This window comes from Duganella phyllosphaerae, assembly GCF_001758785.1.
Lineage (GTDB): Bacteria > Pseudomonadota > Gammaproteobacteria > Burkholderiales > Burkholderiaceae_D > Rugamonas > Rugamonas phyllosphaerae.
Map to the genome: position 1 here is coordinate 17,810 of NZ_LROM01000043.1, position 22,539 is coordinate 40,348.

At 62.9% G+C, this 22,539-nt stretch carries 20 protein-coding genes; 11 read left to right on the plus strand and 9 right to left on the minus strand.

The annotated features are described in order from the left end of the window. Positions 1 to 15: 15 nt before the first annotated feature. Positions 16 to 900, minus strand: a complete 885-nt coding sequence (locus DUPY_RS02985) for a LysR family transcriptional regulator (RefSeq protein ID WP_141749404.1) — start codon at positions 898 to 900, stop codon at positions 16 to 18. Positions 901 to 995: 95 nt separating this feature from the next. On the opposite strand from DUPY_RS02985, the gene gstA reads away from it, so the two are divergent. Then, positions 996 to 1,595 carry a glutathione transferase GstA gene (gstA, locus tag DUPY_RS02990; protein WP_070246243.1) on the plus strand — a complete coding sequence of 200 codons (600 nt, stop codon included), beginning with the start codon at positions 996 to 998 and terminating at the stop codon, positions 1,593 to 1,595. A gap of 103 nt (positions 1,596 to 1,698) precedes the next feature. After that, positions 1,699 to 3,000, plus strand: coding sequence for a TraB/GumN family protein (locus tag DUPY_RS02995; RefSeq protein ID WP_141749405.1), 1,302 nt, complete (start codon positions 1,699 to 1,701; stop codon positions 2,998 to 3,000). Between the two features lie 13 nt (positions 3,001 to 3,013). On the opposite strand, the gene DUPY_RS03000 is transcribed toward DUPY_RS02995, so the two are convergent. From DUPY_RS03000 to DUPY_RS03010, 3 genes are read right to left on the minus strand one after another with little or no spacing between them, the layout of a single operon-like run. Continuing rightward, on the minus strand, positions 3,014 to 5,284 hold the full coding sequence (locus DUPY_RS03000; RefSeq protein WP_070246247.1) for a RelA/SpoT family protein: 2,271 nt from the start codon (positions 5,282 to 5,284) through the stop codon (positions 3,014 to 3,016). A 7-nt stretch (positions 5,285 to 5,291) separates the two neighbouring features. Beyond that, entirely contained in the window at positions 5,292 to 5,642 is a 351-nt protein-coding gene (locus tag DUPY_RS03005) for a RidA family protein (protein ID WP_070246249.1), read from the minus strand. 49 nt (positions 5,643 to 5,691) lie between these two features. Then, positions 5,692 to 6,570: an alpha/beta fold hydrolase gene (locus tag DUPY_RS03010; RefSeq protein WP_070246251.1), complete on the minus strand. Its 879-nt coding sequence runs from the start codon at positions 6,568 to 6,570 to the stop codon at positions 5,692 to 5,694. Positions 6,571 to 6,688: 118 nt separating this feature from the next. Here DUPY_RS03010 and DUPY_RS03015 point away from each other — a divergent pair, with 118 nt between their 5' ends. The 3 genes from DUPY_RS03015 to DUPY_RS03025 all read left to right on the plus strand — a co-directional run bounded on the left by DUPY_RS03015 (position 6,689) and on the right by DUPY_RS03025 (position 10,172). Continuing rightward, positions 6,689 to 7,495, plus strand: coding sequence for a 3-hydroxybutyrate dehydrogenase (locus DUPY_RS03015; RefSeq protein WP_070246253.1), 807 nt, complete (start codon positions 6,689 to 6,691; stop codon positions 7,493 to 7,495). A 141-nt stretch (positions 7,496 to 7,636) separates the two neighbouring features. Further along, on the plus strand, positions 7,637 to 8,944 hold the full coding sequence (locus DUPY_RS03020; RefSeq protein ID WP_070246255.1) for a dicarboxylate/amino acid:cation symporter: 1,308 nt from the start codon (positions 7,637 to 7,639) through the stop codon (positions 8,942 to 8,944). Between the two features lie 172 nt (positions 8,945 to 9,116). Beyond that, on the plus strand, positions 9,117 to 10,172 hold the full coding sequence (locus tag DUPY_RS03025) for an HAF repeat-containing protein (protein WP_070246257.1): 1,056 nt from the start codon (positions 9,117 to 9,119) through the stop codon (positions 10,170 to 10,172). 74 nt (positions 10,173 to 10,246) lie between these two features. Here the strand turns inward: DUPY_RS03025 and DUPY_RS03030 are convergent, their stop codons facing one another. Both DUPY_RS03030 and DUPY_RS03035 read right to left on the minus strand, forming a co-directional pair. Further along, positions 10,247 to 10,897: a CoA transferase subunit B gene (locus DUPY_RS03030; protein WP_071651576.1), complete on the minus strand. Its 651-nt coding sequence runs from the start codon at positions 10,895 to 10,897 to the stop codon at positions 10,247 to 10,249. 14 nt (positions 10,898 to 10,911) lie between these two features. Further along, the gene (locus DUPY_RS03035) at positions 10,912 to 11,622 is read right to left on the minus strand and encodes a CoA transferase subunit A (protein WP_070246261.1); all 711 of its coding nucleotides are present in this window, start codon (positions 11,620 to 11,622) and stop codon (positions 10,912 to 10,914) included. A 165-nt stretch (positions 11,623 to 11,787) separates the two neighbouring features. Between DUPY_RS03035 and DUPY_RS03040 the strand changes: the two genes are divergently transcribed. Then, positions 11,788 to 12,369 (plus strand): LuxR C-terminal-related transcriptional regulator, encoded by a 582-nt coding sequence (locus DUPY_RS03040; protein ID WP_070246263.1) that lies wholly within the window; start codon positions 11,788 to 11,790, stop codon positions 12,367 to 12,369. Between the two features lie 6 nt (positions 12,370 to 12,375). On the opposite strand, the gene DUPY_RS03045 is transcribed toward DUPY_RS03040, so the two are convergent. The 3 genes from DUPY_RS03045 to DUPY_RS03055 all read right to left on the minus strand — a co-directional run bounded on the left by DUPY_RS03045 (position 12,376) and on the right by DUPY_RS03055 (position 14,625). Then, a complete protein-coding gene (locus tag DUPY_RS03045) occupies positions 12,376 to 13,182 on the minus strand; it encodes a phytanoyl-CoA dioxygenase family protein (RefSeq protein ID WP_070246265.1) in 807 nt (268 codons plus the stop codon). 14 nt (positions 13,183 to 13,196) lie between these two features. Next, the gene (locus DUPY_RS03050) at positions 13,197 to 13,775 is read right to left on the minus strand and encodes a class I SAM-dependent methyltransferase (protein ID WP_070246267.1); all 579 of its coding nucleotides are present in this window, start codon (positions 13,773 to 13,775) and stop codon (positions 13,197 to 13,199) included. Positions 13,776 to 13,848: 73 nt separating this feature from the next. After that, entirely contained in the window at positions 13,849 to 14,625 is a 777-nt protein-coding gene (locus DUPY_RS03055; RefSeq protein ID WP_070246269.1) for an SDR family oxidoreductase, read from the minus strand. Between the two features lie 249 nt (positions 14,626 to 14,874). On the opposite strand from DUPY_RS03055, the gene DUPY_RS03060 reads away from it, so the two are divergent. The 5 genes from DUPY_RS03060 to DUPY_RS03080 form a co-directional block, all read left to right on the plus strand. Then, a complete protein-coding gene (locus DUPY_RS03060) occupies positions 14,875 to 16,491 on the plus strand; it encodes an electron transfer flavoprotein-ubiquinone oxidoreductase (protein ID WP_070246280.1) in 1,617 nt (538 codons plus the stop codon). 160 nt (positions 16,492 to 16,651) lie between these two features. Beyond that, positions 16,652 to 19,861, plus strand: coding sequence for a tetratricopeptide repeat protein (locus tag DUPY_RS03065; RefSeq protein ID WP_167359019.1), 3,210 nt, complete (start codon positions 16,652 to 16,654; stop codon positions 19,859 to 19,861). 5 nt (positions 19,862 to 19,866) lie between these two features. Further along, on the plus strand, positions 19,867 to 21,000 hold the full coding sequence (locus tag DUPY_RS03070; protein ID WP_070246282.1) for a DegT/DnrJ/EryC1/StrS family aminotransferase: 1,134 nt from the start codon (positions 19,867 to 19,869) through the stop codon (positions 20,998 to 21,000). Beyond that, the gene (locus DUPY_RS03075; protein WP_070246274.1) at positions 21,000 to 21,755 is read left to right on the plus strand and encodes a CatB-related O-acetyltransferase; all 756 of its coding nucleotides are present in this window, start codon (positions 21,000 to 21,002) and stop codon (positions 21,753 to 21,755) included. Before DUPY_RS03070 ends, DUPY_RS03075 begins: the two co-directional genes overlap by 1 nt. After that, a partial coding sequence (locus tag DUPY_RS03080; RefSeq protein WP_070246276.1) for a 3-oxoacyl-ACP synthase III family protein occupies positions 21,752 to 22,539 on the plus strand: 788 nt, incomplete at its 3' end. The genes DUPY_RS03075 and DUPY_RS03080, both read left to right, overlap by 4 nt.

Genomic DNA, 22,539 nt, shown 5'->3' on the forward strand with positions numbered 1-22,539 from the left:
GGGCGGCGATCCGCGCTATGAAGATACCGGCAGCTCAGACAGAAACAGCCGGGCGGCGCGCGCGGTCTCGCCAGTGCGCATCGCCCGCGAGGGCGCCAGGCCAAACTCGCGCCATGCTGGCGGCTGCAGCGGCAGCGCGCGCACGCCGCGCGTGCTGGCCGGCAGAGCTGACTCGGGAATGATCGACACGCCCATGCCTTCGCGCACCAGCACCGCCGCGCTGCCAAGGTCGCCCACCGTTACGCGCACGTCGCTCAAGACCAGGCCTGCCTGGGCGGCGAGGCTGGCGCCATGCACGTGGCAACCGCCCGTGGCCAGCACGAAAGGCTGATCTGCCAGTTCATGTAGGGTTATCCCCGCCTCGCAAGAGCGCCGAGCCAGGCGGTGGGTAGAAGGCACGACAGCGAGCCAGGCATCGAGACCTATCACGGCCACCTGGCGGTCCGGCGCCGGATTGATCACCACGCCGAGATCGACCGTGTCGTCCTCCAGCCACTGTTCGACTTCGTGATCGGTGCCTTCCAAGATGATCACTTCGATTGCCGGATGACGGCGCCGGAAGGCGGTCACCAGCGGTAACAGCACGGTGGCCATCACAGATGGAAAGCTGGCTATACGTAACCGGCTTGCGGGTATACCGCGTTCGGCGTCGGCCATGACGCGGATGGCATCGAACTCGGCCAACATGGCCTGTGCCCGTTGCAGCACGCGCTCGCCGAATCCGGTCGGAGCGACATCGCGCCGGTCGCGCACGAACATCTTGGCGCCAAGCGCCTGCTCCATTTGGGCAATGGCCTGGCTGGCCCCCGATTGCGTCATGCCGAGCACGCTGGCCGCACGCGAGATGTTGCGGGTCTCGGCTACCTTCAAAAGCAGGCGCCAATGGGTCAGATTCATCATCAGAATTACTAATACCAAAACACTGAAGCATTAATTTTACATCCATGCGGTGTGGGCCTAAAGTGGGTGCCCTCAACTTTTGTCACCGGATACCAATGAAACTGTATTTTGCACCCAGCACCTGCTCGCTCGCTCCCGCCATCATCCTGCATGAACTCGGTTTGCCGCACGAGATGATCCGTGTTGACAACGCCACCAAGCGCACCGCCGATGGACGTGACTTCCTGGCCATCAACCCAAAAGGCTATGTGGCGGCGCTGGAACTCGACAACGGCTCCGTTCTGACCGAGGGCCCCGTGATCGTGCAATACCTGGCCGACTTGCGGCCCGATGCCGGCCTGGCGCCCCCGACGGGCAGTTGGGAACGGTTGCGGCTGCAGGAATGGCTCAACTTCATTTCCAGCGAACTCCATGCCGGGGTGACCCCACTATTCAACAAGACCTTACCGGCCGCCGTACGCGCACACTTCCGGGCGCGCGTGGAAGTGCGGATGACGGTGGTGGAGTCCGCCTTGCAGCGCCAGCAGCATCTCACCGGCGCAACCTTCAGCGTGGCCGATGTCTTCCTGTACACGGTGCTGCAATGGTTCGCTTGGTTCGACATCCCGCTGGCGGCCTGGCCGGCGGTCGAGGCATGGTACAAGCGTGTAGCTGTCCGACCGGCAGTGCAAGTGGCGCACCTCCAACACGGATAAATTACGCACCAAATAATTCTTCATTGCAAATGATTACACTTCGATACATAACGGGCCGGCTTGAACGTTAAGATGAAACCATATTTATCCCTATGGAGGTGTCGTGCGTAGATTGTCGATGGTGGTGGCGCTGTGGGGGGTGTGCTCCTGCGGCGCGGTCGAAGCCGCGCCCGCCGGGCCCTTACCGCCGCGCCTGGTCGCTGCCGAGCGCAGCGGCCAGCTGATCTTCCTGCTGCCCGAAACCCATGCGGGCGTGCGCAGCCAGTACGACCGCTATTTCAAGACCGTGATCGAACCCGCCTTCGTCGCGTCCAGCCTGTTGTTGAGCGAACGCTCGTCGCCGGTCCAGGCCGAGACCAGCCTGCGCTACCAGGCCTGCCCCGACCAACAGCCGGACGAAGCGCAGGTGGACCCCGCGCTCAACAAGGCGCTGCCCGAACTGCTGCCAGCGTCGTACTGGGGCGTGTTCCCGCCATCGGCGCCGGTGACCGGCTTCAGCCGCTTCATGCGCTTCAACCTGGTATTCGAAGACGCCTACTTCAACCCGACCGGACGATATGCGCCACCGTGGCAGCCGAAGCCAGCGTCGGTGTTGCCAGCCAGGGTGACGGTCGGCTACGCGACCCGCCTGATGCTAGACGACCCTCGTCCGTTCGCTTCGGTCGATACGCCGGCCAGCAGCTTCCAGGCGTATTGTTCGCTGGCGCCGGTGCAGCGCACCGCGCTGGCCCGGGCCGCATTGCAAATGCGGCTACGCCAGGCCGGCCATGCGCCGCCGCTCGAACAACTGGACAAGCCTGAAAATGCCGCAGCGCTCGAACGCCGTGAACTGGAAGAGAATGCTGCCAGGATGGACGCCAGCTACTGGCAATGGGTGCAGCGCATCGGGATGGCGGTGGAAACCAGCAACGCCGCAGCGGACTATCCGGCAATGGACCAGAACCAGCTGGACATCGAACGCTATCTGGTGGTCGCCCGCAACCGCCAGTGGCTGTCACGCCTGCCGCAGATGACAGCCGGCCAGCGCTTGCCGTTCATGGTGCTGGGCGCCGCCCACCTGCCGGACTCGGCGGCCGGACCAGGTTTGCTGCGGCTGCTGCGCGAGGATGGCTACCGGTTGAGCATGGTACGCAACCATGCGCAACTGGCCGCCCTGTTGCACCGCCTGCCGGCGCCGATCACCAAGGCGTCGCCACCGGCCGACCAGCCCTGGCAACGCACCGTACTCGAGGGCCAGTGCATAGCCTTACCGCATGACCAACTATGCGCCTGGGCTGGCGGTGGCACGCTGGTGAACCTGGTCGACACCGGCACCGCGCACCAGCAGATCACGGTCTGCACAACCCACGACAGCGCCTGGGGTCCACGCCACAACTGCGCCACCACCAGCGTACCCCGCCAATAAGCTTCGTGGCACATCAGCTGCGCCGAGCTTCCTGGACGCCGGCCACTTCGCCGATGGCGTTCAGCGCTTTTTGCAGTTGGGCCGTGGCGCCGATTTCGGCGGTGAAGGTCATGCGCGCGAAGCCCTTGGTACTTTGCGTGTTGACGCCGATGACGTTGATTTTCTCGCGCGAAAATACTTCCGAAATATCGCGCAGCAGCCCCTGGCGGTCGTTGGCCAGCACGAAGATGTCCACCGGGTAGACTGTGTCCGTGACGGCGCGGCCCCACTCGGTAACGATCACCCGTTCCGGCGCCTTGGTGCGCATCTCGGCGAAATTCTTGCAGGTGGCGCGGTGAATCGAAACACCCTTGCCGCGCGTGACAAAGCCGACGATGCCGTCCGGCGGCGCCGGCTTGCAGCACTTGGCCAGTTGCGTCATCAGGCCCTCGGTACCCACCACCAGCACGCCCGACTTGGCGCCCTGCTCCGTGCTCGAGGCCCGGCTCTTGCCCAGGAAAACCTCGTCCACCGGCTCGGCCGGCTCGCCGCTGTCGTTGAGCGCGTGTTCGATCTGGCGCAGACTGAATTCGTCCTTGCCCACCGACAGGAATAAATCATCGACCTTGGCAAAGCCCAGCTTGTTGGCCAGGGCTTCCAGGTTGACCGCCGTCTTGCCTTCGCGCTGCAAGGTTTTTTCCACCATCGAGCGGCCGTGCGACAGGGTTTCCTGCATGTCGATCGCGTGGAACCAGGCGCGGATTTTCGAGCGCGTGCGGGTGGCCACCGTGTACTCGTCGCTGAGCCAGTCGCGCGACGGCCCGGCCGTGCCCGGTGCGCCCTTGGCGGTGATCACCTCGCAGGTCTGGCCGTTCTTCAGTTGCGTATTCAGTGGCACCATGATGCCGTCGACGCGCGCACCCCGGCAGCGGTGGCCCACGTCGCTGTGCAGGTAATAGGCAAAATCGATTGGCGTGGCGCCGACCGGCAGCTCGATCACGCGTGCCTGCGGCGTGAGCACGAAGATGCGGTCGTCCAGCGCGGCCGACTTGAGCTTTTCCACCCACTCGCGCTGCTGGTCCTCCTCGCCCACCACCGATTCGGCCACGTCGGTTTTCCACGCCAGCAGCTGGCGCAACCAGGCGATCTTTTCCTCGTACTTCTGGCCGACCGAGTTGGCGCCGCCTTCCTTATAACGCCAGTGCGCAGCCACGCCGTACTCGGCAAAGCTGTGCATTTCCTGGGTACGGATCTGCACTTCCAGCGGCCGGCCGTCTTCTGCCGTCACCACCGTGTGCAGCGACTGGTAGCCATTCGGCTTCGGCCGCGAAATATAGTCGTCGAACTCTTTCGGGATCGGGGTCCAGATATTGTGGACCACGCCCAGCACCGTGTAGCAGGTCTTCACATCGGCCACGATCACGCGGAAGGCGCGCACATCGTACAGGTCGGTAAAGTCGAGCTCCTTGCCCTTCATCTTGCTCCAGATCGAGTAGATGTGCTTGGGACGGCCGAACACTTCAGCCTCGATGCCGGCTGCCGCCATTTCGGACTGCAGGCGGGCAATCGCGTTGGTGACAAAGCCTTCGCGCATCATGCGCTTTTCTTCGAGCATCTTGGCGATGCGCTTGTAGGTGTCGGGCTCGATGAAGCGGAACGACAGGTCTTCCAATTCCCACTTCAGTTGCCAGATCCCGAGCCGGTTGGCCAGCGGCGCATACAGGTCCAGCGTCTCGCGGCCGTACGCGCAGGTCATGTCGTTGCACAGCTTGATGTCGGCAAAATAGCGCAAGGTGGTCACGCACGAGGCCAGCCGCACCAGCACCACGCGCATGTCGGAGGCCATGGCCAGCAGCATCTTGCGCAGCGTTTCCACTTGCGCCACCGCCTGCTGGGCAGCGTTGCGTCCGCGCGCCGGACCGCCGCTGGCAGATGGGGCCGGGGCCTGGCTTTGTGTCAGTTCGCGCAGGCGTATCAGCTGGCGCACCCCGGCCACCAGGTCGCCCACTTCGGTGCCGAAACGCGGCTCGATCAGCGGCGCTTGGGCCGGATCGAGCAAGGTCAGTTCGAACACCAGCCCGGCGATACGGGTTTCCACGTCGCTGCGCATATAGGCCAGCGTGGCGGCCACGCCGGTGGCAAACTCGATGGCCGGCTGGCCGCTGGTGGTCACGCGGTCGGCGTAAGCCACGCCGGCAAAGTCGAGCGCGGCCTGCATGCGGCTACTGTCGTCGAGTGACAGGCCCGACAACAAAGGATCTGTGGTGGCGGACGTGGTGCCAGCCAGCGCGGTGGTTGAAACCATGATGCTCCTAACGCTGGGCGGCGACGACGACGATTTCGATGCGCCAATCGGGATTGGCCAGCTTCGCTTGCACGGTGGCGCGCGGCGGGGTATGGGCGCCCGGTACCCAGGCGTCGTACTCCTGGTTCATGCCGTCGAAGTCGGCCAGGTCGGCCAGGTAGATCTGGCAGCTGAGGATGCAGGTCTTGTCGCTGCCGCACTCGGCCAGCAGGCGGTCGATATGGGCCAGCACTTCGCGGGTCTGGCCGGCAATGTCGAGGGTGGTGTCGTCGGGCACCTGGCCAGCCAGATAAACGGTGTTGTTGTGGATGGCGGCTTCAGACAGGCGGGCGCCCACGTGCAATCGTGTAATTTCCATGGTGGTTTCCTAAAAATTATTATTATCGGATTATTTACTTAGTTTTTTATTAGCCCAGCAAAAACTTCCGGGCAATCGCAATCTGGTCGTCGTGGATGAAGGTGGGCGCATGGCCCGCGTCGGCAATCTCCACCAGCGTGGCCTTGGGTCCGCGCTGCGTCATCGCCTGCGCGGTGGCGCGCGTGAGCAGGTCGGAGTTGGCGCCGCGCACCAGCAAGGTCGGGCACTGCACGGCATCGTAGGCAGCCCACAACATGGCCTCGTCGGCCTTGGCCGACTCGGGCGTGACGGAGCGGAACGGCAAGGCCAGCCCCATGTCGTAATGGCGCACCCACTTGCCGTCGGCGTCCTGGCGCAGCACGTCGCTGGCCAGCTTGTGCCACTCCTGCTCGGTATGCGGACCAAATGAGGCCGAAACGTCGCGGACAAACTGCGCGCCTTCGTCGAACGAATCGAAGCGCAGGTCCTGGCCGATGTAGTCGCCGATGCGCTGCAGCGCGGCGGGCTCGAGCACCGGGCCGATATCGTTGAGCACCAGCTTGCCGATCGGGTTGCCCGGCAGCGAGGCCAGGCCCAGGCCGATCAGGCCGCCCATCGAGGTGCCGAACCAGTCCACGGTTTCATCGTCTCTGCCATTGGTCACACGCGCGAGCAGCGTGACCATATCGCTGACATACTGGGGAATGCGGTAGAACTGCGGATTCAGCAAGCGGCCCGAGCGGCCACGACCGACCACGTCGGGACAGATCACGCGGTAGTCGCCAGACAGTGCGCGCGCCAGGTGGTCGAAGTCGTCGCCCACGCGCGTGACGCCGTGCACGCAGATGAGCACGCGTGGATTGTGACGGTCGCCCCACTCCTTGTACGCCATCCGGTGCAGGCCGGCGGGTGACACGCAGGTGACAAAGTTCGATGTGGCGTCGGTCATGCGGCTTCCTTGATCATTTTTTAAGTTGGTTCTAATGACATTTTACCGGGCGATGTGCTTAAATCCTAACGCAGTGTAGCGCAGCACGCCTTCTATCTCCAACCCTCCAGAGGACACCATGACTAACAAGAGTTCAAGCGGCAATTTAAGCGGCAAGACAGCATTGGTAACAGGCTCCACATCGGGCATCGGCCTGGGCATCGCCCGCCGCTTCGCGGCCGAAGGCGCCAACGTGGTTCTCAACGGCTTCGGCGACGCCGGCGCCATCGATACGCTGCAGGCGGACCTGGCCAAAGAATTCGGCGTACAGGTCGTCTATCACAACGCCGACATGTCGAAACCGGCCGAGATCGAAGCGATGATCAAGTTCGCCGACGACAAGCTCGGTGGTGTCGACATCCTGGTCAACAACGCCGGCATCCAGTTCGTCGCCAATATCGAAGACTTCCCGATCGAGAAATGGGACGCCATCATCGCCATCAACCTGAGCTCGGCCTTCCATACCTCGCGCCTGGCGCTGCCTGGCATGCGCAAGAAAAACTGGGGCCGCATCATCAACCTCGCATCCACCCACGGCCTGGTGGCATCGGCCGGCAAGGCTGCGTACGTGGCAGCCAAGCACGGCCTGCTGGGCCTGACCAAGGTTGGCGCACTCGAAACCGCCACGACCGGCATCACCGTCAACGCCATCTGCCCCGGCTTCGTGCTGACGCCGCTGGTGCAAAAGCAGGTCGATGACCGCGCCGCCAAGGATGGCATCAGCAACGATGAGGCCAAAAAGGCATTGCTGTCGGATAAACAACCATCGGGCGAATTCGTCACGCCGGAAGAACTGGGCGCGCTGGCGGTGTTCCTGGCCAGCGACGCGGCGCGCCAGGTGCGCGGTGCGGCGTGGAATATGGATGGCGGCTGGGTCGCCCAATAAGCTGCACGCCCCCCTCATAAGCCAGAGCACACCGGGTTATCACTAAAACGGATGGAACTGCAACACCTGCGGTTTTCCACAATAGTGATAACTGTTATTTTCACGGATGATGACCTCCTCAACTGAACGCGAGGAGACCCCGTGAAAAAACCATTCTATAAGGTACTGTACGTACAGGTGCTGTTCGCCATTGCGTGCGGCATCCTGCTCGGCATATTCCTGCCCAAAGACGCTGTTGCCATGAAGCCGCTCGGCGATGGCTTCATCAAACTGATCAAGATGATCATCGCCCCCGTGATTTTCTGTACTGTGGTGTCCGGTATCGCCGGCATGCAGGACGTGAAAAAAATCGGTCGCGTCGGCGGCAAGGCGCTGCTGTACTTCGAAGTGGTCTCCACCTTCGCCCTGGCCATCGGCCTGGTCGTTGCCAACGTGCTGAAACCAGGCGCCGGCTTCAATGCCGATCCAGCCCACCTGGACGCCAAGTCGATCGCGCAATACACGCACGCCGAAGGCTTGACCACCACCGACTTCATCATGAACATCATCCCGAAGACTTTCGTCGATGCGTTCGCCAAGGGTGACATCCTGCAAGTGCTGCTGATCGCCATCCTGTTCGGTTTCTCGCTGTCGCTGCTGGGCGAGCGCGGCCGTCCGATCACCAAGCTGATCGACGAGCTGTCGCACGTGATCTTCGGCGTGGTCAACATCATCATGAAGGTCGCTCCGATCGGCGCATTCGGCGCAATGGCGTTCACCATCGGCAAATACGGCCTGGCGTCGCTGATCCCGCTGGCTAAGCTGATGGGCTCGTTCTACCTGACTTGCGGCCTGTTCGTGTTCGTGGTGCTGGGCCTGATCGCCCGCTACACCGGCTTCTCGATCTTCAAGTTCATCAAGTACATCAAGGAAGAACTGCTGATCGTACTTGGCACCAGCTCGTCGGAAAGCGCACTGCCTTCACTGATGACCAAGCTCGAACGCCTGGGCTGCTCCAAGCCGGTCGTCGGCCTGGTGGTACCAACCGGCTACTCGTTCAACCTGGACGGCACCAACATCTACATGACCATGGCCGCCCTGTTCGTTGCCCAGGCAACCAACACCGAGCTCACCCTGTGGCAAGAGCTGACCATCCTCGGCGTTGCCATGCTGACCTCGAAAGGCGCTTCCGGCATTACCGGCGCCGGCTTCATCACCCTGGCCGCCACCCTGGCCGTGGTGCCGACGATTCCGGTGGCCGGCATGGCGCTGATCCTCGGTATCGACCGCTTCATGAGCGAATGCCGCGCACTGACCAACTTCGTCGGCAACGGCGTCGCAGCAGTCGTGGTGTCGAAGTGGGAAAAAGAGCTGAACATGGAAACCATGCATGCCGAGCTCAACAACCCGGGTTCAACCCTGGTCAAGACCGACCTGCCACCAGCGGTTGCACCTGTCGCAGCACACTGATCACCGGTAGTGTCGCCAAAGATCCCCGCACAGCGCTGTGCGGGGATTTTTTTTATCCGGAATCGAACAGCGCCGCTGTTCATTTCCGAACATTCCACCCCTGCCGGCGCAGTCAAACAACCATGGCACGGCTCTTGCGGTTCTCCCGTCATTCGAAGACCCAGGAGACAGCATGCCAGCCCTCACCCCCGTCACACTCCCGACCAGCAAAACCGACGCCAGCTTTGCCGTTGCCATCAACCGCGGCGGCCAAGTAGCCGGCACCATCGAGAACGAGAATGGCGTGCGCCGCGCGGTACTGTACCGCGATGACATGGTCGAACTGGGTACGCTCGGCGGCAGCGACAGCTATGCCGGCGGCATCAACAACGCCGGCGACGTGGTCGGCACGGCGCAAAACGCCGACGGCCACTGGCGCGCTTTCGTCGTCCGCACAGGATCGGCCATGAGCGACCTCGGCACGCTGGGCGGACGCAGCAGCCACGGCGCCGCCATCAACGACGCCGGCCAGGTGGTCGGCTTTGCCGATACCAGCGATGGATCATTTCACGCCTTTCGCAGCGATGGCGTGCATGCGCCGGCCGACCTCGGCACCCTGGGCGGCACGGTCAGCTACGCCACCGACATCAACAACCACGGCATCATCGTTGGCGCCGCCGCCCTGCCCGATGGCACCCGGCGCGCCTTCCTGTCCAGGCCTGGCGCCGCGTTGCAAGACCTCGGCACCCTGGGCGGCCGCTCGAGCGCGGCCAGCGCGGTCAACGACAGCGGCGTGATCGTCGGCACGGCGGAAACCGCCAGGCGCACCTGGCACGCGTTCGTGTGGAAAGACGGAAAAATGACCGATCTCGGCGCGCTGATCGGCTACGGCAACAGCTTTGCCACCGATATCAACCACGCCGGCCACGTGGTGGGCAGCATCCGCATCGGCGACGAGCGCCGCGCCTTCGTGTACCGCGACGGCAAGATGACCGTGCATCCGGGCGGCTTCGGCCTGTACGTGGTCAACGCCATCAACGACGATGAACTCGTCATCGGCGCCCAGTACACAGGCAAGCAATTCAGCGCCGCAGTGATGAAGTCGAGCCAGCCGGCAGTGGTCACTCACGGCGGCCAGGATTTGCTGTCGATCATCGCGGCAGTGCTGGTGGCTGCCGCAACGCTGGTCGTATGCCGGCGCCGTTACCGCGGCATGGCCGACCTGGGGACGGTGATGCGGCCCGCGTGAAACCGGCAGGCCTCATAACCAAAAAAAGCCGCGAGGCCAGTGGCGTCGCGGCTTTCGATGGCGTTACGTTGATCTTACAGTGCGGTCAGGTCCAGCTCCACACCGGTAGCGGCAATGATCTGCTCACTGGTGACGCCGGGCGCCAGCTCGAGCACCTTGAGGCCGGTGTCGCCCACTTCCATCACGCCGAGGTCGGTCACGATCAAATCGACCACGCCCACGCCGGTCAACGGCAGGTCGCATTTTTTCAGCAGCTTGTGCGACGTGGTGCCATCCTTGGCGGTGGCAACGTGTTCCATCAAAACCACCACGCGCTTGACGCCGGCCACCAGGTCCATGGCGCCGCCCATGCCTTTGACCATTTTGCCGGGGATCATCCAGTTGGCCAGGTCGCCGCGCTCGGACACCTGCATCGCACCGAGGATGGCCAGGTTGATCTTGCCGCCGCGGATCATGCCGAACGAGTCGGCCGAGCTGAAATACGCTGCACCGGGCAGCGCGGTCACGGTCTGCTTGCCGGCGTTGATCAGGTCGGCATCGACCTCATCGTCGGTGGGGAACGGGCCGATACCGAGCAAGCCGTTTTCCGATTGCAGGAATACTTCCATGCCTTGCGGTACATAGTTGGCCACCAGCGTGGGCAAACCGATGCCGAGGTTGACGTAGTATCCGTCTTGCAGTTCCTTGGCCGCGCGGGCGGCCATTTCATCACGAGTCCATGCCATGTTTTTCTCCGTTATCAGTTGGTCGCCGGATTGGCGCGGACCGTGCGTTGCTCGATGCGTTTTTCCGGCGTGGCGTTGACCACGATGCGGTGCACGAAGATGCTGGGCAGGTGAACCGCGTCCGGATCGATCTCGCCGATTTCCACCAGCTGCTCGACTTCGACGATGGTGATCTTGCCGGCCATGGCGGCGTTCGGGTTGAAGTTGCGCGCGGTTTTGCGGAACACCAGGTTGCCGGCCTTGTCGGCCTTCCAGGCCTTGACCAGCGCCACGTCGGCCACCAGGCTGCGTTCCATCACGTACTGCTCGCCATCGAATTCGCGGATTTCCTTGCCGTCGGCGACGATGGTACCCACGCCGGTCTTGGTGAAGAAGGCCGGGATGCCGGCGCCGCCGGCGCGCAGTTTTTCGGCCAGCGTGCCTTGCGGCGTAAATTCGAGTTCCAATTCGCCGGCCAGATACTGGCGCGCGAACTCCTTGTTTTCACCCACATAGGAGGCGATCATTTTCTTGATCTGGCGGGTTTCCAGCAACTGGCCGAGGCCGAAGCCGTCCACGCCGGCGTTGTTGGAAATGGCGGTCAGGCCCGTGACGCCGGAATCGCGCAGCGCGCCGATCAGGGCTTCGGGGATGCCGCACAGGCCGAAACCGCCCACGGCAATGGTTTGACCGTCTTGCACGACACCGTCCAGCGCACTGGCGGCATCGGGGTAGATTTTATTCATATTGTCCCTTGTTATCTTAATTCGTTAAATCGTTGACTCCACACTAAACTTTTTTCGCTGTGAAGAGTCTGAGCATAGAATAGCCTAAATAAAAGCACAATACCGTAGAACTACCGCCAATTGATTGCAGTTAAGGACACCGTGATTAAGCGTCTCGATCAAGCCATGAATCCATCTACCGTCATCGACTACGAAACCATTTTCCTGCAGGCGCCGGTCGGCATGTGCATTTCGGAACACCGCGTGATTCAAAATGCCAACGACACCCTGGCCGCCATGTTCGGCTACACGCGCGCGCAGTTGCAAGGCCTGTCGTTCCTGGCCCTGTACCCGACCATGGACGAATTCCTGCGCACGGGCGACCGCATCATCCCCATCATGAACGCCCGCGGCCGCTACTCGGACGAGCGCATCATGCGCCGCGCCAATGGCGAACTGTTCTGGTGCCACGTCACCGGCAATCCGATGCACGGCGAAGAACCGCTGGGCGCCGGCATCTGGACCTTCGAGGACGTCAGCGAAAAACGCCCGGTCACCGCGGACCTCACCCCGCGCGAGCGCGAAATCGCCGCGCTGCTGGTGGAAGGCAAAACCAGCAAAACCATCGCCCGCCAGATCGACCTCAGCCCACGCACCGTCGAAATGCATCGCGCCAAGTTAATGCGCAAGTTTGCGGCGGCAACTTCTTCGGAGCTGGTTCACAAGCTCGCAGGCGTGTCCCTGCATCGCGCAGCCGGCGCCGACTGACAGCCGCTAGGATTGACGCAGGGCTTGCAGCTCTTTTTCGTACTTGATGATTTTTAAAACCCGCGAACTGGAAAAATAGCGGATGTAATTGGCCGGAGAATAAAAAATTCCGGTCTGCCACTGGCCCGCCAGTAATTCTTTTCCGGTCGGATCATCGGCCGGCTGCAAGATCATGTCGGCCATGATGCGGTCCACGCCATTGAGGTTCGGTCCCGACTCGTGCCACAAGGCGCTGTTCATGATAATGAAGTCGCCCGGATGCACTTCCGGCGTGACCTTCGGCCAGCGCACATCGAAGCTGTCGGGGTTGATTTCGCCTGCATCGCCCAAGAATCCCAGCTTGTGCGAGCCCGCATGAAACGTCATGCCGCCATTGTCACGGTTAGCTATGCTGAGCGGCACGAACATGCTGCACTTGTTCAGGTTGCCCAGGTGGTAGCAGCTGTCCTGGTGCAGGAATACCTTGTTGCGGCTGTGCGCATCCTTGATCACGAAGCGATGGTTGTACAACGCCACGTGCGGGCCGAAGATATGGCTGGCCGTGGCGGCAAACACCGGTTCCTGGTACATGGTCGCCAGCGCCGGCGGCAACTGCTCGGTCAGCGCCACCGGGTTGGCCTGGTTGACGTTGCGCCCTTGCGCTAGTTCGCTGTCGTAAAACGCTTGCCAGGCAAGCTGCCAGCGCTCGACCACCTCGGCCGGAATGGCGCCACGCAACACGAAAAACCCGGCCTCGCGGTACACGTCCGCATCGAAGACAGGGCCGGACGCGCGTTCGACCGCGCGGGTTACCGCTTCCAGTACATTGTCCATGGTGGGCTTGCCGGTCAGATGTAACGGAACGCCAGTTCGTCGTCGCGCAGGTTTTTCTGCTTGTTGCACCTGGCAAGAACGTTGTACTTGATGGGGAACAGTTCGCGGCCCGGGGTTTCCAGGATGTCGATCTCGACGATATCGAAGTCACGCAGCAGCGCGGTCCAGCCATGTTCGGTAAAGCGCCAGCAATCGGGAATCGGGCCGTGGATGCGCCAGTTCAGTGGCGCCGACACCAGCAAATGGCCGCCATCCTTGAGGATACGGCGCAACTCCTTGACCGCCTCGAATGGATTGAGCGTGTGCTCGAGCACTTCGAGGCACGCCACGCAGTCGTAGGCGTTGTCGGCAATGAAGTCGTTGTGCTTGGTGATGTCGCCAACGAAGGTGGGCCGGTACTTGTCGACGATATCGAAGGTATCGATGGCGAAGTTGGCAAAGCGGTCGCGCACCATCGAGCGGTCCTGCGGTCCAACCTCGAGCATTTTGCCGCCACCCTCAGCCAGGCGCTCGGCCGTCTTGGTAATGAACGCGTTCAGGTGGTCCCTGGCCAGTTCAAAGGTGTCGTTGTCAAACTGCGAAGGAGTGGCCATGAAAGTCTCGCTTGAGTGGAAGATGCAGCAGCCATGATAACTGGTGAATTACTTCATGGCAAACTTTCACAATTCAGATGCCGCCCATGCCGCCATCGGCCGAGATCACGGCGCCGTTGATGAAGTGCGAGTCTTCGCCGGCCAGCAGCAGCAACAGGCCGTCGAGATCTTCCGGCTTGCCCGGGCGCTTGTGCGGCAACATCTCGATCAGCTTCTTGCCCTGCTCGGTGGCGAAATAGTCTTCATTGATTTCGGTGGCGATATAGCCGGGGCAGATGGCGTTGGTATTGATGCCGTATTTACCCCACTCCACCGCCATTGCCTTGGTCATGTGAATCACGCCGGCCTTGCTGATGCAATAGACGCCGATTTGCGGCAACACCTGCAAGCCTGCCACCGACGCGATGTTGATGATGCGATGTTGTTTCTTGGGGTCACCCTTGGCGCGGGCAATCATCCGCTTGGCGGTTTCCTGCGCGACAAAAAACGCGCCGCGCAGGTTGGTGTCCATCACGTACGAGTAGTCTTCCGGTGTCACGTCGACCAGCCGCTGGGTGGTGGACACGCCGGAATTGTTGACCAGGATATCGATCGGGCCGGCCTCGGTCTCGGCATGGGCAATGGCCGACTTGATGCTGGCGTAATCAGTCACGTCCAGGCTCACCACGTGGGCGGCGCCGCCATCAGCCTCGATTTCGGCGCGCAGCTCCTTGAGGCGATCGGTCGGGCGCGAGGCCAGCACCACCTGGGCGCCGGCCTGCGCCAGCACCTTTGCGAACCGTGCCCCCAGGCCGCTCGAGGCGCCGGTCACCAGCGCGATTTTCCCCTCAAAATTGACTTCAATGCCCACGGCAGCTCCTCTGTATGACGATCACAAAAACCGCAGCGGATTTTCCGTACCGCTGTCTGATCGCAATCATTACACAAATCGCCAGATTAGATTGCGATGTCTAATAATGTCCCTCAGAATAGCGCCACCATTGCAATCGGGCCGAAAAAGAAGCACACTCGTGCTAAAATTTTCCCCATCACTACAAGACACTATAAAGACATGACACAGCCCCAGACTCTCATCGAACAGTACGGCCCGCGCGAAGCGATGGAATACGACGTCGTCATCGTCGGCGGTGGACCGGCAGGCTTGTCGGCGGCCATCAAGATCAAGCAACTTTCTCCCGATACCTCGGTGGTCGTGCTGGAAAAAGGCGGCGAACTGGGCGCGCACATCCTGTCGGGCGCCGTCATGGACCCGCGCGCGCTCACCGAACTGATTCCTGACTGGAAAGAGAAAGGCGCGCCGCTCAACACCGCCGTCACCGAAGACCGCGTGCTGTTCCTGACCGAAACCAAGTCCTACCAGACCCCGGACTTCGCCCTGCCCGCATGCTTCGAAAACCACGGTAACTTCGTGATCTCGCTGGGCAACGTCGTGCGCTGGCTGGGCCAGCAAGCCGAAAGCTTGGGCGTGGAAATCTTTCCCGGTTTCCCGGCCGCCGAAATCCTGTACAACGACGATAGCTCGGTCAAGGGCGTGGCCACCGGCAACATGGGTGTCAAGCGCGATGGAGAAGCCGGTCCCGACTTCCAGCTCGGCATGGAACTGCACGGCAAGTACACGCTGTTCGCCGAAGGTTCGCGTGGCCACCTGGGCAAGCAGCTGATTGCCAAATACGACCTGAACAAGGGCAAGGACCCGCAGTCGTACGGCATCGGCATCAAGGAATTGTGGGAAATCGACCCGGCCAAGCACCAGCCTGGACTGGTGATTCACACCACCGGCTGGCCGCTGGACAACAAGACCTACGGCGGCTCGTTCCTGTACCACATGGAAAACAACCAGGTCATGATCGGCTACGTGGTCGGCCTGAACTACGAAAATCCGTACCTGTCGCCGTACGAGGAATTCCAGCGCTACAAGACCCACCCGGCAATCCGCACCTTCCTCGAAGGGGGCAAGCGCATTTCGTACGGCGCACGGGCGATCACGGCCGGCGGCCTGCAGTCGCTGCCCAAGCTGGTGTTTGCCGGTGGCGCGCTGATCGGCTGCGATGCCGGCTTCCTCAACATGAGCCGCATCAAGGGTAGCCACGCGGCGATCAAAACCGGCATGCTGGCCGCCGAAGCGGCAGTCGCAGCGCTGGGCGCCGGCCGCCAGCACGACGAACTGGCTGCCTTCCCGGCCGCGTTCGAGCAATCGTGGCTGCACGAAGAACTGCACGTGGCGCGCAACGTCAAGCCATGGCTCAACAAGGGCCTGGTCATCGGTGCGCTGATGACCGGTATCGACCAGATCGTGTTCCGGGGCAAGGCGCCGTGGACCCTGCACCACACCCACGCCGACCACGAATGCCTGAAACCGGCATCGCAGTTCACGCCGATCGTGTATCCGAAGCCCGATGGCAAACTCACCTTCGATCGGCTGTCGTCGGTATTCATCTCGAATACCAACCATGCTGAAGACCAGCCGATCCACCTGACGCTGAAAAACCCGAGCGTGCCGGTGGACGTCAACCTGGCCCAGTACGCGGGACCGGAGGCGCGCTACTGCCCTGCCGGCGTGTACGAATTTGTGAAAACCGACGCCGGCGCCGACCGCCTGCAGATCAACGCCCAGAACTGCGTGCACTGTAAAACCTGCGATATCAAGGATCCTACCCAGAACATCGTGTGGGTGACGCCGGAAGGTGGCGGCGGTCCGAATTACCCGAATATGTAAGTCCGGCAGCCTGCCGATCCGCTTGCATGTCGCTAGCGCGGCGCCCCTGTGGCGGCCGCGCTTTTTTTTTGCGCACATTGCAAATAAATTCCACATGGAAATTCACTATTTGCCTTTTCAGCGGTTACAATTCCAGATAACCACCTCATACCGCCCCGACATGACCAACACCGCCGCCCCCGCACAGCCTTCAGATGACCTCTTGCAGCAGGCGATCCAGGCACACCAGGCGGGGCAGTTCGAGCCGGCGGAAGAACTCTACCTCACCATTTTGCAGACTGAGCCCTATCACGCGGTCGCCAACCACAATATGGGCTTGCTGGCGGGCCAGGTCGGCCAGCATGCCGCCGGCCTGCCGTACCTGCACAAGGCGTTGTCGGTCAACCCTGACGAGGGCCAGTTCTGGCTGTCGTACGCTGAGGGCCTGCTCCAGGCCGGCGAGGCGGTGCAGGCGCTCGACATCATCGAGACCGCCATCGGGCGCGGCCTCGATAACGAACAGTCACAGGCGCTGCGCCAGCGCATCGACCGGGCAATCGCCACCACGCCCACCCTGGAAGAGCGTCAACACGTCGTGGCCTTGTACCAGGCCGGCGATCTGGCCGGACTGGAGCAAGCGAGCCGCGCCATGACCGTCAAGTATCCGGCCTCGGACTTCGCCTGGAGCGTGCTGGGCACCGCCTTGCAAACCCAGGGAAAGGACGCCTTCGAGGCGCTGCAAAACACCGCTGCGCTGGCCCCGCATGACGCCGAAGCGCATGGCAATCTGGGCATGGCCTGGCAGCAGCGCGGCGACCTGGCGCAGGCAGTGGCCAGTTATACGCGGGCGCTGCAACTGAACCCCGACTTCGTGGAAGCGCATGGCAACCTGGCCACGGCGCTGCTGGCACAGGGCGAGCTGGAACAGGCCGAACAGGCTGGCCGGCGGGCGCTGGCCCTGCGTCCCGATTATGTCAAGGCGCAGATTGCGCTGGGCGACGTCCAGCATGCCATGGCGCGCCACGACGAGGCGGTTGCCAGCTACCAGCAGGCCCTGGCGCTGCAGCCTGGCAGTGCCGGCATCTATCTCAACCTCGGCAATGCCCAGCAGGCGCTGCAACAATGGCATGCGGCGGTCGTCAGCTATCGCGCCGCGCTGCACCTGGACCCGCAGTTGCCGCTGGTACACGCCAACCTGGCTGCCGCGTTGCGCGAGGCGGGCGACCTCGACCAGGCAATCGCCACGTACCGTCAAGCCGTTGCCGCCGAGCCCGGCAACGCCGAACTGCACCACCGCCTCGGGCAAACCTTACAAGCGCACAACCAGGCCGACGAGGCGCTGGCCGCTTACGAACAGGCGCTGGCGCTCGACGCCGGCTTTGCGCCGGCACTGACCAGCCTGGCGCTGTTGCAGTGCCGGCAAAAAAATTACCCGGTGGCGATCGCCTGCGCCAAACAGGCGATCGCCCTGCTGCCGCAGGATGCGCAGGCGTACGGCCACCTCGGCATCATTTTCGGCGAGACCGGCGATCAGGAAGCGGCGCTTGACTATTTCCAGCGCGCAGTCGCGATCGCCCCGACCGACGCCCGGGCCCACATGCAACTGGGCGACTATCATTACAGCATCCGCCAGCACGAACTGGCGGTGGAAGCCTATCGCCGCGCGCTCGAATGTGCACCCGGGGACGCTGGCATCCTCAACAACATGGGCAGCTCGCTGCAAGCGCTCAAGCAATACGAGCAGGCGCTCGACGCTTACCAGCGCTCGCTTGAGTCCGATCCCGGCAACACGCTCACACTGTGCAACATCGGCGGCAATTACCAGGACTGGAAACAGCTCGACAAGGCCAGGGAGTATTACCAGAAGGCGCTGGCAATCGATCCGAAAATGGCCCGGGCACATTTCTCCATGGGCAACAGCCACATGCTCGACAGTCAGGCCTCCCAGGCGCTCGGCTATTACCGCACCGCTATCGCCATCAATCCGCACTACCGCGACGCCTACGTCAACCTCAGCGCGACCTTGAACAATATGGGCCGGCTCGACGATGCGCTCGACGCCTGCCGCGAGGGCCTGGCCATCGGCCCAGAATGGGATAACCTGTTCAGCAACTACCTGTTCCTGATGTCGCACAGCGCCACCATCAGCGCCGATGCCATGTTTGCCGCCCATGCGCGCTTCGGCCAGACCTTCGAGGCGCTGGCCGCTCCGCTGCGCGCCGCGCACGACAACGACCGCGATCCGCTGCGCACGCTCAAGGTGGGCCTGGTCTCAGGCGACCTGCACAACCACCCGGTGCCGCACTTCCTGCTGCCGGTACTGGAAAACATTCCGGCCGCCGCCAACCTGTCTCTGTATGGCTATTACAACGATGCGGAGGACGACTTCGTCACCGAACGCCTGCGGCAGTACATGCCCAACTGGCGCCAGGTGGAGCGCATGAGCGACGCCGATCTGGTCAAGCAGATCCGCGCGGACGGCATCGACATCCTGATTGACCTGTCCGGCCATACCGGCAAGAACCGGCTACGCATGTTTGCCGCCCGGCCAGCGCCAATCCAGGCCACCTGGATCGGCTATCCGCTGACTACCGGCCTGTCCACCGTCGACTATTTCCTAAGCGATCCGTTCTTCTCGCCGCTGGGCGAACTCGAAGACCAGTTCACCGAAAAACTGATGCAGTTGCCAGTATGCGCGCCGTTCCTGCCGTCCGAGTATGCCCCCGCCATCCGCCCGGCGCCGGCCCTGACCAACGGTTACCTGACGTTCGGCAGTTTCAACCGCCTCAACAAGATCAACCGCCAGGTGGTGGCGCGCTGGTGCAAGCTGCTGCGCGCCATTCCCGACGCGCGCATGCTGCTCGCGGCAATGCCTACCTCAGGGCCGCAAGCGGTGCTGGCCGGCTGGTTCGCCGAGGAAGGCGTCGCCGCAGACCGCCTGACGTACGAAGGGCGCACCGGCATCGGCCAATATATGGAGATGCACCACCGCGTCGACATCTGCCTCGACACCTTCCCGTATGGCGGCGGCACCACCACATTTAATGCGCTATGGATGGGCGTGCCCACGCTGACCATGGCCGGTCCCACCCAGCCGAGCCGGGCCGGCACCTCGATCCTGCGCCAAGTCGAACTGGAAGAATTCATCGCCGCCGACGAAGACGAATACGTGCGCAAGGCGCTGGCCATGGCCGCCAATCCGATGCTGCTGGGGGCCTACCGTTTCAGCAGCCGCCACCGGCTCGAACGCTCGGCCATGGGCAACACCGGCCTGATCGCAGAGGGCCTGGAAAACGGGCTGCGCCTGGCCTGGCAGCGCTGGTGCGAAGGCTTGCCGCCGGTGTCGTTCGAAGTGCCGGTGGCCGTCCCCAATCCGCCAATCGGACTGTGATGAACATGCCCAAGAAAACCCCGGTCTATGTAACCCAGCCGCTGCTGCCTGACCTGCAGGACTTCCTGCCGTACCTAGAAACCATCTGGGAAAACAAGGTCCTCACCAATGCTGGTCCGTTCCACCAGCAACTGGAACAGGCATTGTGCGACTATCTGGGCGTCAAGCATATCTGCCTGTTCGCCAACGGCACGCTGGCCCTGATGACGGCGCTGCAGGCGCTGCGTATCTCGGGAGAAGTGATCACCACGCCGTACTCGTTCGTGGCCACCGCCCATTCGCTGCTGTGGAATGGCATCAAACCGGTGTTCGTCGATGTCGACCCGGTCACGCTCAACCTCGACCCGCGCAAGATCGAGGCAGCCATCACACCGCACACCACCGCCATCATGCCCGTGCATTGCTACGGCCAGCCGTGCGACGTGGCGTCGATCGAAAAAATCGCCGACAACTACAACCTGAAGGTGATCTACGACGCCGCCCACGCGTTCGGCGTGCGCCACCAGGGCACCAGCGTGCTCAATTACGGCGACCTGTCGGTAATCAGCTTCCACGCCACCAAGATTTTCAATACTTTCGAGGGCGGCGCCATCATCTGCCCCGACGCCAAGACCAAGCTGCGCATCGACCGCCTGAAGAACTTTGGCTTCGTCGACGAGGTGACGGTGGTTGCTGCCGGCATCAATGGCAAGATGAGCGAGATCAATGCAGCATTCGGCCTGCTGCAACTGAAAGGCATCGACGCCGCCCGCGAGCAGCGGCGCGCCATCGACGCGGCCTACCGCGTGCAACTGGCCGGCGTGCCCGGCATCCATTGCCTCACCGCCGGTGAAGGCGACGCCGCCAACCACGCCTACTTCCCGATCCTGGTAGGTCCTGCGTACCCGCTGAGCCGCGACCAGCTGTTCGGCGCGCTGCGCGAGCAGGAAATTTACGCGCGCCGGTATTTTTACCCGCTCATCAGCGACTTTCCGATGTACCGCGACATGCCGTCCGCGGCTCCGGCCCGGTTGCCGATTGCTCAGCGGGCATCGTCGCAGGTGATTTGCCTGCCGATCTACCCGGGACTGGCCGACGACATCGTGGCCGCCATCGTTGCCATCATCGCCGCGCCGTTTACCACCACCATAGATTCCTGATGCAGCTGACGACTGAAAACAATTTTGCCGGCTTTGCCGCTGACCATCCGTGGAGCGCCCAGTTCGCAGTGCTCAGCTACGCCGACGGCGCCTTCAGCACCCTGCCCCATCGTTTCTTCCGCGACTGGCTGGAAGAAGAGCCGGGGTTCGGCAAGTTTTGCATTGGGCGCTGCTCGGGCTTTGGCGTGGAATCGTTCGTCAAATACGACAGCGACCGCCAACGCCTCAGTGTGGGGCGTTTTGTCGCCGGCGGCGCGCGCCTGCGGTTCGTGCTCAACGGCCAGCACGACATGCGCACCATCTCCACCTATATGTTCTCGGTGCAGGGCAATGGCCTGAAGAGCGTCCTGCCGCCGCAACTGGGCGACACCGTGATCCGCAACGACGTGTGGATCGGCGATGAAGCGATGGTGCTCGGTGGCGCCGTGATAGAGAACGGTTGCGTGATCGGTGCGCGCACCCTCGTGCCACAGAATTTTCGTACCGAACCATACGGCGTCTATGCCGGTACCCCGGCACGCCTGATCCGCTACCGCTTCAGCGAACCGGTGCGCGCGGCGTTACTGGCGCTGGCCTGGTGGGAAATGCCGCTGGCATGGATCCAGGCCAACAACGCCATGTTCGTCGAGGATCTGAGCACGGACGATACCAAGGCGCTGCTGGTGCTCGACATCCTGCGCCGCAGCCGCGACCAATGGCAAGCCGAGCACGGCGCCGCAGTCCCGCCGCCCACCTTACCCGAGGCCACCCCATGACTGCACTGCGTCGCCACGCCCGGCTCACCGCCATCGCCTGCCACCTGCCCGACGCCACGCTCACCAACGACATGCTGGCGCAGGAGTTTGCCGACTGGTCGGCGCAGAAAATCCTCGACAAGACCGGCATCGCCCGGCGCCACATTGCCGCTGCCGGCGAGACCGCCAGCGACCTGGCGTGCCACGCCGCCGAAAAACTGTTTGCCGACCACGAGATCGATCGCGCCGGCATCGATTTTTTGATCCTGTGCACCCAGGCCCCCGACCACTTGCTGCCCAGCGGCGCCTGCGTGTTGCAACATCGGCTGGGCTTGCCCACGTCGTGCGGCGCGCTCGACATCAACCTCGGCTGCTCGGGCTTCGTGTATGCGCTGGCCATGGCGCAGGGGCTGGTCGAGGCCGGCATCCGCAGCCAGGTGCTGATCCTCACGGCCGACACCTACAGCAAACTGATCAACCCGCGCGACCGCAGCGTGCGCACCCTGTTCGGCGACGGCGCCGCCGCCAGCGTCGTGACCCGCGCCGACCAGCCGGCGCTCGGGCCGTTCGTGCTGGGCACCGATGGCAGCGGCGCCGACAACCTGATCGTACCGGCCGGCGGCATGCGCCTGCCGCGCAGCGCGGCCACCGCCATCGAACGCGAGGATGCCTCAGGCAACTGGCGCAGCGACAACGATCTGTTCATGGACGGCGCCCAAATCGTCCAGTTCACACTGGGCGCCGTGCCGCGCGCCATGCATGAACTCTTGACTACGGCAGGCAAGACGCTCGACGATATCGATCC

Coding starts and splice junctions, on each gene's coding strand:
- DUPY_RS02985 (WP_141749404.1), bottom strand. CDS start 900: ATGATGAATCTGACCCATTGGCGCCTGCTTTTGAAGGTAGCCGAGACC.
- gstA (WP_070246243.1), top strand. CDS start 996: ATGAAACTGTATTTTGCACCCAGCACCTGCTCGCTCGCTCCCGCCATC.
- DUPY_RS03000 (WP_070246247.1), bottom strand. CDS start 5,284: ATGGTTTCAACCACCGCGCTGGCTGGCACCACGTCCGCCACCACAGAT.
- DUPY_RS03005 (WP_070246249.1), bottom strand. CDS start 5,642: ATGGAAATTACACGATTGCACGTGGGCGCCCGCCTGTCTGAAGCCGCC.
- DUPY_RS03010 (WP_070246251.1), bottom strand. CDS start 6,570: ATGACCGACGCCACATCGAACTTTGTCACCTGCGTGTCACCCGCCGGC.
- DUPY_RS03015 (WP_070246253.1), top strand. CDS start 6,689: ATGACTAACAAGAGTTCAAGCGGCAATTTAAGCGGCAAGACAGCATTG.
- DUPY_RS03025 (WP_070246257.1), top strand. CDS start 9,117: ATGCCAGCCCTCACCCCCGTCACACTCCCGACCAGCAAAACCGACGCC.
- DUPY_RS03030 (WP_071651576.1), bottom strand. CDS start 10,897: ATGGCATGGACTCGTGATGAAATGGCCGCCCGCGCGGCCAAGGAACTG.
- DUPY_RS03035 (WP_070246261.1), bottom strand. CDS start 11,622: ATGAATAAAATCTACCCCGATGCCGCCAGTGCGCTGGACGGTGTCGTG.
- DUPY_RS03040 (WP_070246263.1), top strand. CDS start 11,788: ATGAATCCATCTACCGTCATCGACTACGAAACCATTTTCCTGCAGGCG.
- DUPY_RS03045 (WP_070246265.1), bottom strand. CDS start 13,182: ATGGACAATGTACTGGAAGCGGTAACCCGCGCGGTCGAACGCGCGTCC.
- DUPY_RS03050 (WP_070246267.1), bottom strand. CDS start 13,775: ATGGCCACTCCTTCGCAGTTTGACAACGACACCTTTGAACTGGCCAGG.
- DUPY_RS03060 (WP_070246280.1), top strand. CDS start 14,875: ATGGAATACGACGTCGTCATCGTCGGCGGTGGACCGGCAGGCTTGTCG.
- DUPY_RS03065 (WP_167359019.1), top strand. CDS start 16,652: ATGACCAACACCGCCGCCCCCGCACAGCCTTCAGATGACCTCTTGCAG.
- DUPY_RS03070 (WP_070246282.1), top strand. CDS start 19,867: ATGCCCAAGAAAACCCCGGTCTATGTAACCCAGCCGCTGCTGCCTGAC.
- DUPY_RS03075 (WP_070246274.1), top strand. CDS start 21,000: ATGCAGCTGACGACTGAAAACAATTTTGCCGGCTTTGCCGCTGACCAT.